The following is a 14,276-nucleotide window of genomic DNA, read 5'->3' as shown; positions in this document are numbered from 1 at the left end:
TTTTGCCGCCGCAGCCCCGTTCTAGAGTAAGGACCGCTTGTCCAATGTCTCGTGCAACTCCAGAAAAGGGATTCCCATGTTGCAGACCCGTGTCATTGCTCCCGCCCAGGGTGCGTATCAGTTCCCGCTGCTGATCAAGCGCCTGCTGATGTCCGGCAGCCGCTACGAGAAAACCCGCGAGATCGTCTATCGCGACCAGCTGCGCTACAGCTACCCGACCCTCAACGAGCGTATCGCGCGCCTGGCCAACGTCCTGACCGAAGCCGGCGTGAAGGCCGGTGACACCGTGGCGGTGATGGACTGGGACAGCCATCGCTACCTGGAATGCATGTTCGCCATCCCGATGATCGGCGCGGTGGTGCACACCATCAACGTACGCCTGTCGCCGGAACAGATCCTCTACACCATGAACCACGCCGACGACCGCGTCGTGCTGGTCAACAGCGATTTCGTCGGGCTCTACCAGGCCATTGCCCCGCAACTGACCACGGTGGAAAAGACCCTGCTGCTCACCGACGGCCCGGAGAAAACCGCCGAGCTGCCCAATCTGGTCGGCGAGTACGAGCAACTGCTGGCGGCGGCCAGCCCGCACTACGACTTCCCGGATTTCGACGAGAACTCCGTCGCCACCACCTTCTACACCACCGGCACCACCGGCAACCCCAAGGGTGTGTACTTCACCCACCGCCAGCTGGTGTTGCACACCATGGGCGTGGCCACTGTTACCGGTAGCATCGACAGCGTGCGCCTGCTCGGCACCGACGATGTCTACATGCCGATCACCCCGATGTTCCACGTGCATGCCTGGGGCATCCCGTACGTGGCCACCATGCTCGGGCTCAAGCAGGTCTACCCCGGGCGCTACGAGCCGGACATGCTGGTCAAGCTCTGGCGCGACGAGAAAGTCAGCTTCTCCCACTGCGTGCCGACCATCCTGCAGATGCTGCTCAACTGCAAGACCGCGCAGGACGAGGACTTCGGCGGCTGGAAGATCATCATCGGCGGCAGCGCCCTGAACCGCGCGTTGTACGACGCAGCCAAGGCCCGCGGCATCCAGCTGACGGCGGCCTATGGCATGTCCGAGACCTGCCCGCTGATCTCCTGCGCCCACCTCAACGAAGAACTGCTGGCCGGCAGCGAAGACGAGCGCACCACCTACCGCATCAAGGCCGGAGTGCCGGTGCCTCTGGTGGAGGCGGCGATCGTCGATGGCAACGGCAACTTCCTCCCGGCCGATGGCGAGTCCCAGGGCGAACTGGTGCTGCGCGCGCCATGGCTGACCATGGGGTACTTCCGCGAGCCGGAGAAGAGCGAGGAACTGTGGGCCGGCGGCTGGCTGCACACCGGCGACGTCGCCACCCTCGATGCCATGGGCGTGATCGATATCCGTGACCGTATCAAGGACGTGATCAAGACCGGCGGCGAGTGGATCTCGTCGCTGGATCTGGAAGACCTCATCAGCCGCCACGGTGCCGTGCGTGAGGTGGCGGTGGTCGGCGTCGCCGATCCGCAGTGGGGTGAGCGTCCGTTTGCCCTGCTGGTGGTGCGCGAGGGCGCGAGCATCGATGCCCGGGAATTGAAGGAACACCTCAAGCCGTTCGTCGAGCTTGGGCATATCAACAAGTGGGCGATTCCCAGCCAGATCGCCCTTGTTACCGAAATTCCCAAGACCAGCGTCGGCAAGCTCGACAAGAAGCGCATTCGCGTCGACATCCTCGAGTGGCAGGCCAGCAACAGCGCCTTCCTTTCCACCCTGTAGGCCGCAGCGGCTCGCACCTTCAACGGTGCGAGCCGCATTCCAGAGGCTTCGCCGCCTTGTGAAATGAAAAAAATCAGCCATTCTTCCCCGGCCAGTCTTCGCGTCGTCCGCTCAGGCAGCACCACGGACGAGGGTGATGTGCAAATCACACTTTAGAGGGATCAAGCACTACTACCTGCTGGCTATAGTCGGGTCAGGGGATTTTGAGGAATGGGGAAGGCGCTCCAGCGCAACCGACACGCCCTGCCAACTGGCGACCGCTCGGCCTCGTTTCTTTGAAGGACTCACTGCCATAAAAATAAAGTACATGGAGTAGCGTCGATGACATCAGTAAATCTGTTCTGGCGCCGGGCGAAACTGCCCCTGGCCGTCAGCCTCGCTTCTACGCTTGCAAGTCCTGCATTCGCGGTCAGTTTCAATATCGGGGAGATCGAGGGGAGTTTCGACTCGTCGCTGTCCGTCGGTGCGAGCTGGTCCACCGAGAAGGCGAACAAGAACCTGATCGGGGTCAACAACGGCGGCCACGGCCTGTCGCAGACCTCCGACGATGGCCACCTGAACTTCAAGCGCGGTGAGACCTTCTCGAAGATCTTCAAGGGTATCCACGACCTCGAACTCAAGTACGGCGACACCGGCGTCTTCGTCCGTGGCAAGTACTGGTACGACTTCGAGCTGAAGGACGAGGGCCGCGAATTCAAGGACATCAGCGACTCCAACCGCAAGGAAGGCGCCAAGTCATCCGGCGGGCAGATTCTCGACGCGTTCGTCTACCACAACTACGCCATTGCCGATCAGCCGGGCTCCGTGCGCCTGGGCAAGCAGGTGGTGAGCTGGGGTGAAAGTACCTTCATCGGTGGTGGCATCAACTCCATCAACCCGATCGACGTCTCCGCGTTCCGCCGTCCGGGCGCCGAGATCAAGGAAGGCCTGATCCCGGTCAACATGTTCTACGTGTCCCAGAGCCTGACCGACAACCTGTCGGCCGAAGCCTTCTACCAGTTGGAATGGGACCAGACCGTAGTGGACAACTGCGGCACCTTCTTCTCCCAGCCGGACGTGATCGCCGATGGTTGCAACAACAACCTGGCGCTACTGGCGAAGCAGTCGAGCATCGCTTCCCCGGCTGTGCGCAATGCCCTGACCCAACTGGGCGTGACCCACGGTTCGCCTGACGAAGGTGTGATCGTGAAGCGCGGCCCGGACCGTGATGCCCGTGACAGCGGCCAGTTCGGTGTCGCCATGCGCTATGTGTTCGAACCGCTGAACACCGAGTTCGGTGGTTACTTCATGAACTACCACAGCCGCGCGCCAATCTTCAGCGGCAAGGGCGGTCCGGCCAGCTCATACAGTCCGGCCAACCTGGTTGGCCGGTTGATGGCCAACGGCCTGAGCCTGGCCCAGGCCAGCGCCCTGGCGCCAAGCCTGTTGCCACTGGTGGTGGCGGGCAACTCCAGCTACTACGTCGAATATCCTGAAGACATTCGCCTGTACGGCCTGAGCTTCTCCACCACCCTGCCTACCGGCACTGCGTGGAGTGGCGAGATCAGCTACCGTCCGAACGCACCGGTACAGCTCAACACCACCGATATCCTGTACTCCGGCCTGACCCCGCTGGATCCGACCGCCTCCGTCCTGCAAGGGCGTCCGGGCACCGATCAGCCGGGCTACCGCCGCAAGGAAATCACCCAGTTGCAGACCACCTTCACCCACTTCTTCGATCAGGTCATGGGCGCCAGCCGTCTGACCCTGGTGGGCGAGGTCGGCTGGACGCACGTCGGTGGCCTGGAAAGCACCTCCAAAGCCCGCTACGGCCGCGACCCGGTCTACGGTCCTGGCCCGCTGCCGAATGGCCGTTGCGCCTCGCTCAACGGCAGCACCCTGGCCGGCGGACCACAGAACAACCTGACCCGTTACTGCGAAAACGACGGTTTCACCACCTCCGACTCCTGGGGTTACCGCGCCCGTGCCATCTGGGACTACCCGGACGTGTTCGCCGGTGTGAACCTCAAGCCGAGCGTGGCCTGGTCCCACGACGTGGAGGGTTACTCGCCAGGCCCTGGCGGCAACTTCGAGGAAGGTCGCAAGGCGATCAGTCTTGGTCTCGAGGCTGAATACCTCAATACCTACACCGCCAACGTGTCGTACACCAACTTCTTCGACGGCAAGTACACCACCGTGGATGACCGCGACTTCGTCGCCCTCAGCTTCGGCATGAACTTCTAAGCGCATTTTTCAGGAAGAAGCACATGACCATGATCAACACCAAGACCTTGCTCAAAGCCGGCGTGCTGGGCCTGTCCCTGCTGGCGAGCAGCGTGATGGCCGCGGTTTCCGCCGACGAAGCCGCCAAACTGGGCACCACCCTGACCCCGATGGGCGCGGAAAAGGCCGGTAACGCCGACGGCTCCATCGGCCCGTGGGAGCCGCTCTCCAAGACTGCCGGCAGCGTCGATGCCCGGGGCTTCCTGTCCGACCCGTACGGCAGCGACAAGCCGCTGTTCACCATCACCGCGCAGAACGTCGAGCAGTACAAGGACAAGCTGTCCCCTGGCCAGATCGCCATGCTCAAGCGCTACCCCGACAGCTACAAGCTGCCGGTGTACAAGACCCACCGCGGCGCCACCGTCCCGGATGACGTGTTCGCCGCGATCAAGAAGAACGCCACCGCGACCACCCTGGTCGAGGGCGGCAACGGCCTGAACAACTTCCAGGTCGCCGTGCCGTTCCCGATTCCGAAAAGCGGTGTCGAGGTGATCTGGAACCACATCACCCGCTACCGCGGCGGCAGCGTGACCCGCCTGGTGACCCAGGCCACGCCGCAGCAGAACGGCAGCTACAGCCTGGTGTACTTCCAGGACCAGTTCGTCTTCCGTGACCGCATGAAGGACTACGATGCCGCCAACCCGGGCAACGTGCTGTTCTACTTCAAGCAGGAAGTGACCGCACCGGCGCGTCTGGCCGGTACCGTGCTGCTGGTCCACGAGACCCTCGACCAGGTCAAGGAGCCGCGCAAGGCGTGGATCTACAACGCCGGCCAGCGTCGTGTGCGCCAGGCGCCGCAGGTGTCCTACGACGGTCCGGGTACTGCTGCCGACGGCCTGCGTACCTCCGACAACCTCGACATGTACAACGGTGCGCCGGATCGCTACGACTGGAAGCTGGAAGGCAAGAAGGAGATGTACATCGCCTCCAACGCCTACAAGCTGGACTCGCCGACGCTGAAGTACGCCGACATCATCAAGCCGGGGCATATCAACCAGGACCTGACCCGTTACGAGCTGCGCCGTGTCTGGCATGTGGTCGCCACCCTGAAACCGGGTCAGCGCCATATCTACGCCAAGCGTGACTTCTATATCGACGAGGACACCTGGCAGGCTGCGGTGATCGACCAGTACGACGGTCGTGACCAGCTGTGGCGTGTTTCCGAGGCCCATGCCCAGGACTACTACAACGTCCAGGTGCCGTGGTACACCCTGGAAGCCATCTACGACCTGCAATCGGGTCGCTACCTGGCGCTGGGCATGAAGAACGAGGAGAAAAAATCCTACGACTTCGGCTTCACTGCCTCGAAGGCTGACTTCCAGCCGGCGGCCCTGCGTCAGTCGGGCATTCGTTAAGTTTCAGCTACTCCGTGTGATCCCCCAGAACGCCCCGGCCTTGCCGGGGCGTTTTGATTTGTGGTGGTCTCTCGGGCCTCATCGCTGGCAAGCCAGCTCCCACAGGTACAGCACAAACCTTGAGACTTGTGCTGTACCTGTGGGAGCTGGCTTGCCAGCGATGAGGCCACCAGCAGCACCCTCAATCTTCCCTGCAAGGCAGTCATCCCTTGCCCCTGATCAATGTTGTTTCTGTTGCTTCTTGTTGTAGTCTTTTTTTCCTTTCCTGCTGCAATCACCTTCAAATGTGCCGGCTAAACCGCTAGTCTCCGGCAATCCCTGTCGCCGAGACTTTCCACCAACCGAGCCGGCCATGACCGATCTGTCCAGCACGCAAGGGTTCCCCGGCCAGACCGTGTCTGCGCTGGAAGGGCGTTTCTACCGGCCGCCGCTGCCTGACGGGCATGTGCCGCGGGCGCGCCTGTGCCAGCGCCTGCAGGCCGGGCTCGGTGGTCGCCTGTTGCTGGTCAATGCCCCCGCTGGCTTCGGTAAAAGCTCCCTGGCGGTTGAGTTCTGCCAGAACCTGCCCGCGCAATGGCGCAGCCTGTGGCTGGGCCTGAGCAAGCGTGATGCCGATCCCGGTCGCTTCCTCGAACGCCTGCTCGAAGGCCTCCAGCAACACTGCCCGAGCCTCGGCGCCCAGGCCCTCGGCCTGCTGAAGATGCGCCAGCGCCACCAGCCCTTCGCCTTCGAGGAATGGCTCGACGGCCTGCTCGACGAACTGGCCGTGCACCTGCAAGGCGGCGCGCCGATCCTCCTGGTCCTCGACGACTATCACCTGGCCCAGGGGCCGGTGCTCGACCGCTGCCTGCAATTCTTCCTCAACCACCTGCCGCCAGGGCTGGTGCTGCTGGTCACCAGCCGCCTGCGCCCGGACTGGCACCTGGCGCGCCTGCGCCTGTCGCGGCAACTGCTGGAACTGACCGAGCAAGACCTGCGCCTGACCCCCGACGAATCCTTCGCCGTGCTCGGCCAGCATCCCTCGCTCTTGCGTGGCCAGGCGCTGGACAACCTGGTCCAGCGCAGCGACGGCTGGGTCGCCGGCCTGCGCTTCTGGCTGCTGGCGGCCAACGAATCCGGCGCCGACCACCATCTGCCCCAGGCCCTGCACGGTGGCGAAGGGTTGATCCGCGATTACCTGCTGGAAGAAGTCATCGACTGCCTGCCGCCCGAGGTGCAGGCCTTCCTCAACGACACCGCCTGCCAGGACCGCTTCTGCGCCGACCTCTGCGACGCCCTGCGGGAAAGCCACGACAGCAGCGAGATCCTGCGTTTCCTGCAATCGCACCAGGTGTTCCTCGTGCCGCTGGACGAACACGGTTACTGGTTCCGCTATCACCATCTGTTTTCCGACCTGCTGCGCACCCGCCAGGCCAGTTTGCCGCTGTCGAGCCTGCACCTGCGGGCCTGCCGCTGGTTCCACGGCCAGGGCCTGCTCGACGAAGCGGTGGAGCAGGCGTTGCGCGCCGGCCATCTCGATGTCGCCGCCAACCTGGTGCAGAACCTCTCGGAAGAACAACTGCTGGCCGAGCAGAACGTCGGCATGCTCCTGCGCTGGAAGATGGACCTGCCCGATAGCCTGCTGATCAGCACACCGCGGCTGATCGTCCTGTACAGCTGGGCCCTCGGCCTGGCTTGCCAACTGGATGCGGCCGAGGAACTGGCCAGCCACCTCAGCCGCTTCCTGCCGGCACCCTCGGCCACTGCGCAGAAGTCCATGCTCGCCCAATGGCTGGCGCTGAGCGGGATCATCGCTCGCGGGCGCGGCGACCGGGAACGTACGAAATCCTATTGCGAGCAGGCCCTGCAAAGCCTGCCGCACAAGCGTTACGGGCAGCGTCTGATGTGCCTGTCGACGCTCTCCAACCTGGCCATCGCCGACGCCGATTTCTGGCGTGCCCGGGGTTGGAATCGCGAAGCACTGGAGCTGGCGCAGCGGGTCGGCAATCCGCTGTTCGAAGCCTTGACCCATTACGACCGTGCCCGGGTCCTGCATGCCCGGGGCGAAGTGCTGCGGGCCATGGACGAAGTGCGCCAGGGCCTGCATCGGCTGCGCGGGCTGTCGTCGCAGCGGCTGTATGCGGTGCGTGCGCGGTTGATGCTGTACGAGGGCTACCTGCTGGTTGGGCGCCTGCAATCCGAGGCCGGCCGCAGTCGTCTGCGTGCCGGCCTGATCGAGGCACGGGCCTGCCGCGATATCAGCGTGCTGATCGGCCACTGCGCGCTGGCGACCCTGGACGGGCGCGAAGGGCGCTTCGCCGAAGCCTTCGCCGAGCTGGCCGAGGCCGAACGCCTGATGCATATCTGGGACGTGCCACCGATCTTCTACCTGGCGATGATCACCCTGGTGAAATGCGAACTGTGGCTGGCCCAGGGGCGCAACGACCTGGCCGAGTCCTGGCTGCTGCGCCTGAGCCAGACCTATGGTGGTCAGCAGGCTGCGGCGGCGCCGGAATTCCATCCGTTGCTGCCGCTGCATATCGAGTTGCAGCAGGCCTTGCTGGAGCAGGCCCAGGGGCGGAGCGCCCAGGCCGGGCAGCGCTTGCAGGCGCTGGTCAATCGTGGGCAGGCCAGTGGTGGGCAATTGCTCTGTGTGATCGCGCTGTGTCAGCAGGTTGGTTTGTTGCTGGCGCAGGGAGAGCAGGCGGAGGCCCGCGAGCGTTTTGTCCAGGCGCTCGAAGCGGCGCGGGGCGGGGCGTTGCAACCGTTCCAACGCCTGCTTGCGGAGTATCCCGACTGGTTGCGTGAACAGCTTCAGGCGCAGCCGGCGAGCCCGGCCCAGGCCAGTTTGCTGGGGCTGCTGCCGAGCCAGGAAGCGGCCAGTGCGGACACCCTCAGTGCCCGCGAACATTCGGTGCTCAAGTTGATTGCCCAGGGGTGCTCCAACCAGGAAATCAGCGAGCAACTGTTCATCTCGCTGCATACCGTGAAGACCCACGCCAGCCATATCAACAGCAAGCTCGGGGTTGAGCGGCGCACCCAGGCGGTGGCCCGGGCCAAGTCGCTGGGGCTTTTGTAACGGGGTTATACTCGGACTCTTGTGGTGGCCCCAATCGCTGGCAACGCCAGCTCCCACAAGGTTCTGTGGTGTACGCGGAACCTGTGGGAGCCGGCGTTGCCGGCGATGAGGCCATCAGCAACACCCAAGATCCCAAGGAAGTGTTACCCGCCTGATCTGGCGCAGGTCTTGCTTGTATCGGATACCCGATCCGGAGCCGCCGATGAGCACAATAAAAACCGCCCCGACCTCGAACCCACGCCTTGCCCGGGAACGCCTGTCCATCGAGGGCCAGTTGCCCGACGGTTTCCTGCGCGCCGAAATCGATGCCTCCTGGCGCCGCAGCCTTGATCATGGGGTCACCGGTAACGCCGGCCAGGAAGTCGCCCTGACGTCCGCCGCCAGCCTCGATCTGTTGCTGGCCAACAACCGCCCGCTGCTCGACGCCGCCACTGCCGAACTCGACTACCTCGGCGCTCGCCAGGGCCAGGACAGCCTGGTGATCCTGGCCAATGCCGACGCCACCATCCTCACCATCCAGGGCGAGTCCGCCGTGCTCAAGCAGCGTGGCCTCGGCGATATCGCCCCCGGTACCTGCTGGAGCGAAGCGGCCCGCGGCACCAATGCCCTGGGTACCGCCCTGGTGGAAGCACGCACGGTGCAGATCGATTGCGGCGAACACTTCCTCGAACGCCTCAGCGATTTCTCCTGCACCTCGGTGCCCATCCACTGCCCGCAAGGCGAACTGCTCGGGGTCCTCGACCTGACCCGCCAGGGCCCCCTCGGCCGCCTGCCGGACCGCACTGCGCTGCTGGCCCTGGCGGTGATGCAGATCGAAAGCCGGCTGTTCAGGAACAGCTTCCCGGAACAGATCGTCCTCGCCTTCCACAGCCGTCGCCAATACCTCGATTCCTGCTGGCAGGGCCTGCTTGCGGTCAGCCTCGACGGGCGCATCCTCGCCGCCAGCAACCAGGCCTGCCAGTTGCTGCGCAGCGACCGCGGCAATCTGGTCGGCCAGCGCTGCGACAGCCTGTTGGGCCTGCGTGTCGAACAGTGGCTGGCGCGTCTGCAACAGGGCCAGGTCGACAGCGTCGAGACCGCCAAGGGCGCCTTCCACTACAAGACCCTGCATGTGCCGCAGCGACCGTTGGCGTTGTCGGTGCCGGCCGTCGTCAGCCGCCCCGTCTCGACCACGCCTTCGCTGGAAACCCTCGGCGCCGGCAACAGCCGCTTCGCCCGCACCCTGCGCATGGCGCGCCAGGGCCTGGCCAACGACCTGCCAGTGGTGCTGCTGGGCGAGACCGGCAGCGGCAAGGAAGTGGTCGCCCGTGCCCTGCATCAGGAAAGCGCCCGGGCCGGCAAACCCTTTGTCGCAGTGAACTGCGCGGCGATTCCCGAGGGTCTGATCGAATCCGAACTGTTCGGCTACCGCGAAGGCGCCTTCACCGGTTCCCGGCGCGGCGGCATGGTCGGGCGCCTGCAACAGGCCCATGGTGGCACGCTGTTCCTCGACGAGGTCGGCGATATGCCGCTGGCCCTGCAGGCGCGGCTGTTGCGGGTCCTGCAGGAGCGCAAGGTGGCGCCGCTGGGTGCGGCCCAGGAGCAAGACCTGGATATCGCCCTGATCTGCGCCACCCACCGCGACCTCAAGGCCCAGGTGCAGGACCAGCATTTCCGCGAAGACCTCTACTACCGGATCAATGGCATCAGCGTGCAACTGCCGCCCCTGCGCGAGCGCGACGACCTGCCAGCACTGATCGACAGCCTGCTGGCGCGTCTCGGTGGCCAGGGCGTGCGCCTCTCCGACGAGCTGGCGCAGCTTATCCAGGGCTATCACTGGCCGGGCAATATCCGCCAACTGGAAATGAGCCTGCGCCTGCTGCTGGCCATGCGCGAGGAGGGCGAGCAGGTGCTCGGCCTCGATCATCTGCCGGACAACCTGCTCGATGAACTGCGCGCCGGCGAGCAACCGGCGAAACGGGAAAGCCTGCGCGACAACCAACTGGAGCTGATCCGCCAGGCCCTCGACCGCCATCACGGCAACGCCACCGCGGCCGCCACGGCCCTGGGCATCAGTCGCGCCACGCTGTACCGCAAGCTCAAGCAGATGAATTCGTGATGCAGCGTCTGCTCAGCCGCCTGATCGAGCATCAGGACCGGCCCGCCCTGCATGACGCCCTGCACTGGCTCTACGGATTCATCCGCCCCCACCGCCTGGCGATCCTCGGGCTGCTCGGCCTGTCGATGTGCGCTACGGCCCTGGTGCTGGTGCAGCCCTGGCTGACCAAGCTGCTGATCGATGACGGCCTGCTGGCGAAGGACTTCCCGACCCTGGTGCTGGTCGCCGGGGCGATGATCCTCGCCGGTATCCTCGGCACCTTGTTGTCCGGACTCAACCGCTACCTGCACACCCGCCTGTCCGGGCGCATCCTGTTCGCCCTGCGCGACGAGCTGTATCGCCATCTGCAACGCCTCTCGCCGACCTTCTACGGCCAGCGCCGCCTGGGTGACCTGATGTCGCGCCTGGATGGCGATGTCGCCGAGATCCAGCGCTTTGCCGTGGACTCATTGTTCTCCGCCGTGTCCAGCGTGATCGGCCTGGTCTGTGCGCTGGGCATGCTGCTGGTGCTGTCGTGGAAACTGTCGCTGCTGGCCCTGCTGCTGATCCCGCTCGACGTGCTCTGGCTGCGCTGGATGCGGCGCAAGGTGGAGCGCGAAGTCCGGCAGTTGCGCGAGCGTTCGGCGGATGTCTCCTCGTTTCTGGTGGAGACCCTGCCAGCGATGAAATTCATCCAGTCCGCCGGCCAGCAGCAGCGTGAGGCGCGTCGGCTCGACGGACTGGGGCAGGGCTACATGAGCCAGTTGCTGCGCCTGCAGGTCACCGAGTTCTTTACCCAGGCGGTGCCCGGCACCCTGACCTCGCTGTCCCGTGCCTGCGCCTTCCTGGTCGGCGGCTACTGGGTGGTGCAGGGCACCTGGCAACTGGGGGCGCTGATCGCTTTTTCCACCTACCTTGGCATGGCAGTCGGCCCGGTGCAGAGCCTGCTCGGGCTGTATGTGGCGATGCAGCGCATGAGCGTCAGCCTTGGCCGGGTCATGGAGTTGCGTGGCGTAGCGCCGGAAGTGGAAAGCCCCGCCGAAACCCGGCCGATGCCGGAGCGTGGCGATCTGCACCTGCGCGGCGTGTGCTTCGCCCACCCGGGCCGGCCTCCGATATTGCAGGGTGTCGAGGTGAAGATTCCCCATGGCCGCAAGGTGGCCTTGAGCGGCATGTCCGGTGCCGGCAAGTCGACGCTGATCGATCTGCTGCAACGCTTCTACGATCCCCAGGCCGGGCAGATCCTGCTGGGCGGTACCGATCTGCGCGAGCTCGATCTGCATGACCTGCGTCGGCGCGTGGCGGTGGTCAGCCAGGATATCGTGCTGTTCCGCGGCAGCCTCGCCGACAACCTCGCCTACAGCGTTCCGGACGCCAGCCGCGAGGCGATCGCCGAGGTCGCCCGGCTGGCGCGCCTGGACACTTTGATCGCCAGTTTGCCGGAGGGCCTGGACAGCCCGCTGGGTGAGCGCGGGCAGCAACTTTCCGGCGGACAGAAACAACGTATCGCCATTGCCCGCGCATTGCTCCAGAATCCGCTGCTGCTGGTGCTGGATGAAGCCACCTCACAAGTCGATGAAGACACGGAGCGCGAAGTGATAGCTGCAATAGACCAACTCTTTTCTGACCGCACGCGGATCCTGGTCAGCCATCGCCCCTCGACCCTGGCCAATGCCGACCTGCACCTGATCCTGCAGGACGGCCAGTTGCGCGAGCGGGAGGCGGGGCATGTCTGAGGTGCGGATCGGCGTGGTGGACAGCGGGGCGCCGTTGGAGCGGGTAGCGGAGTCGCGCCGCTTCCAGTTGGCGGCGGTCGGGGTCAGCGAACAACCTGCGCGGGAAGATGCCCTGGGGCATGGCAGTGCGGTGGTCGAGCTGATCGCGGCGGGGGCGGGTGATATGCCGATCCATGTCGCCCAGGTCTTTGACGAGCGTGGCGTGACCAGTGCCTTGCAGGTGGCGGCCGGGATCGAATGGCTGGTGATGCGCGGCGTGCGCCTGATCAACCTCAGCCTCGGCCTGCGCGAAGATCGCCCGGCGTTGCGCGAAGCCTGCGAGGCGGCGCAGCAGGCCGGCGTGCTGATCTGCGCCTCGACACCGGCGCAGGGTGCGCCGGTCTATCCCGCCGCCTATCCGGGCGTGCTGCGCATCACCGGCGATGCCCGTTGCCAGCGTGACGAATGGAGCTGGCTGGACAGCCCGCAGGCCGACTTCGGCGCCTGCGTGCGGGCCAAGGAAAGTCCGTTGTCCGGTGCCAGTTTCGGTTGTGCGGCGCTGACCGGTCAAATCGCCGCGTTCCTGCGTGACCAGCCCCATGCCACCAATGCGCTGGTCATGGCCTGGCTGCTGCACAACGCTCATTACCGTGGTCGTGAATATCGAGGACGTGCTTGAAATCCATTGTCGTATTAGGTGCCGGCCCGGCGGGCGCGGCGGTTGCCCTTGGTCTCAAGCGGCTCGGCTACCCGGTCAGCGTGGTCAGTGAATGGCGGCGTTTCGCGGCGCTTGAAGGGGTTTCCCAGCGGGTGCTGGAGGCGTTGCGCGGGGCGGGTTTGAACCATGCGCTGGCGGTGGCGGGTGAGCCGTCGCGGCGGCATTCGCGGTGGAACAGTGAAGCGCAGAATCGCAATGTCGAATTCCTCCTGGACCGTCCGCGCTTCGATCAAGGGCTGCGGGACGATCTGCATGCCGCGGGCATTGCCCTGGTCGAAGCGCGGGTGCTGGGTGTGCGGCAGGAGGACGGACGCAGCGTGATCGAACTGGATGGCGCGCCTTCCCTGGTCGCCGATTTCCATGTCGAAGCCCGTGGTCGTCAGGCCCCGCAACACGATAAATCCATTGGCCGTGCCGCCCGTGGGCCGGAGACGCTGAGCCTGCTCAATCGCTGGCAAGGCCCGCCCGGCAAAAGCGCCAGTGCGGTGGAAAGCCAGCCTGATGGCTGGATGTGGATGGCCCGCCAGGCGGATGGCCGCTGCTACTGGCAGTGGACCCTGGATGTCGGCGCCACGCCGTTGCCGGACAAGGCAGCGCTGCTGGATTTCTGCCGGGCTCGGCGCTGGGAGTCGGTATTGGCCAAGGCGTTTTTCGATAACGACCAGGAACAGGATCTCGAACTGCATGCCCGCAGCAGCACGGCGATCCTTACGCCCGTGTGTGGCGGGGAGAACTGGCTGCGGGTCGGGGATGCGGCGATGGCGGTGGATCCGCTGTCGGGCAATGGGATCTTCCAGTCGCTGTCCTCGGCGTTGCAGGCGCCGGCGGTGATCAACACCCTGCTGACTTATCCTGAGCGGCGTGAGCTGGCGTTGCGGTTCCATCAGCAACGGGTCGAGCACCTGTTCTGGCGTTTCGCCCGGCTGGGGCGGGATTTCTATCTGGAGGAACGGCGCTGGGCCGAGGAGCCGTTCTGGCAGGTACGGCGGCAGTGGCCGGATGGCGAGCCAGTGCATGCCGAGGCGTGTTTCGATGATCTGCGGGTCGAGCAGGCGCCGGTGTTGCGGGATGGGTTCGTGGATCTTGCGCAGGTGGTGATCAGCCCGGATCAGCCGCTGGGGATCTGGCATTTGAATGGGGTGGAGCTGGCGCCGTTGGTGAGTCGATTACAGAGTGAGCCGGCAGAGCAAGTGCTGGCCCATCTAAGCCCGGAGCAACAGCGATACCTGCGCAGCTGGCTCCTGAGCCAGGGTTACCGCCCCTGAAGCAGAGCGCGGACCCTGTGGGAGCGGGTTCATCGGAGCGCCGAACCGCCGCGATTGCAATAGTGGG

At 65.1% G+C, this 14,276-nt stretch carries 8 protein-coding genes; all 8 read left to right on the top strand.

Features of this window, described 5'->3' with window-relative positions; genetic code table 11:
* Positions 1 to 76: 76 nt before the first annotated feature.
* The 8 genes from PSEMO_RS00485 (at position 77) to qhpG (ending at position 14,209) form a co-directional block, all read left to right on the top strand.
* Positions 77 to 1,759, top strand: a complete 1,683-nt coding sequence (locus PSEMO_RS00485; RefSeq protein ID WP_075801246.1) for a fatty acid--CoA ligase — start codon at positions 77 to 79, stop codon at positions 1,757 to 1,759.
* A 321-nt stretch (positions 1,760 to 2,080) separates the two neighbouring features.
* Positions 2,081 to 3,982: a DUF1302 domain-containing protein gene (locus tag PSEMO_RS00480; RefSeq protein WP_075801245.1), complete on the top strand. Its 1,902-nt coding sequence runs from the start codon at positions 2,081 to 2,083 to the stop codon at positions 3,980 to 3,982.
* Positions 3,983 to 4,011: 29 nt separating this feature from the next.
* The gene (locus PSEMO_RS00475) at positions 4,012 to 5,376 is read left to right on the top strand and encodes a DUF1329 domain-containing protein (RefSeq protein ID WP_075801295.1); all 1,365 of its coding nucleotides are present in this window, start codon (positions 4,012 to 4,014) and stop codon (positions 5,374 to 5,376) included.
* Positions 5,377 to 5,728: 352 nt separating this feature from the next.
* Positions 5,729 to 8,434: a LuxR C-terminal-related transcriptional regulator gene (locus tag PSEMO_RS00470; RefSeq protein WP_075801244.1), complete on the top strand. Its 2,706-nt coding sequence runs from the start codon at positions 5,729 to 5,731 to the stop codon at positions 8,432 to 8,434.
* 202 nt (positions 8,435 to 8,636) lie between these two features.
* Positions 8,637 to 10,532, top strand: coding sequence for a sigma-54-dependent Fis family transcriptional regulator (locus PSEMO_RS00465; protein ID WP_075801243.1), 1,896 nt, complete (start codon positions 8,637 to 8,639; stop codon positions 10,530 to 10,532).
* Positions 10,532 to 12,247 carry an ABC transporter ATP-binding protein gene (locus tag PSEMO_RS00460; RefSeq protein WP_075801242.1) on the top strand — a complete coding sequence of 572 codons (1,716 nt, stop codon included), beginning with the start codon at positions 10,532 to 10,534 and terminating at the stop codon, positions 12,245 to 12,247. Before PSEMO_RS00465 ends, PSEMO_RS00460 begins: the two co-directional genes overlap by 1 nt.
* A complete protein-coding gene (gene qhpE, locus PSEMO_RS00455) occupies positions 12,240 to 12,905 on the top strand; it encodes a subtilisin-like serine protease QhpE (RefSeq protein WP_075801241.1) in 666 nt (221 codons plus the stop codon). Before PSEMO_RS00460 ends, qhpE begins: the two co-directional genes overlap by 8 nt.
* Complete coding sequence (qhpG, locus tag PSEMO_RS00450; protein WP_075801240.1) at positions 12,902 to 14,209, top strand: flavin-dependent monooxygenase QhpG; 1,308 nt, start codon at positions 12,902 to 12,904, stop codon at positions 14,207 to 14,209. The genes qhpE and qhpG overlap by 4 nt, the downstream gene beginning before the upstream one ends.
* The last annotated feature ends 67 nt before the right edge of the window (positions 14,210 to 14,276 follow it).

This window comes from Pseudomonas putida, from assembly GCF_001941965.1.
GTDB lineage: Bacteria > Pseudomonadota > Gammaproteobacteria > Pseudomonadales > Pseudomonadaceae > Aquipseudomonas > Aquipseudomonas putida_L.
This window is presented reverse-complemented; position numbering and strand designations above follow the sequence as displayed.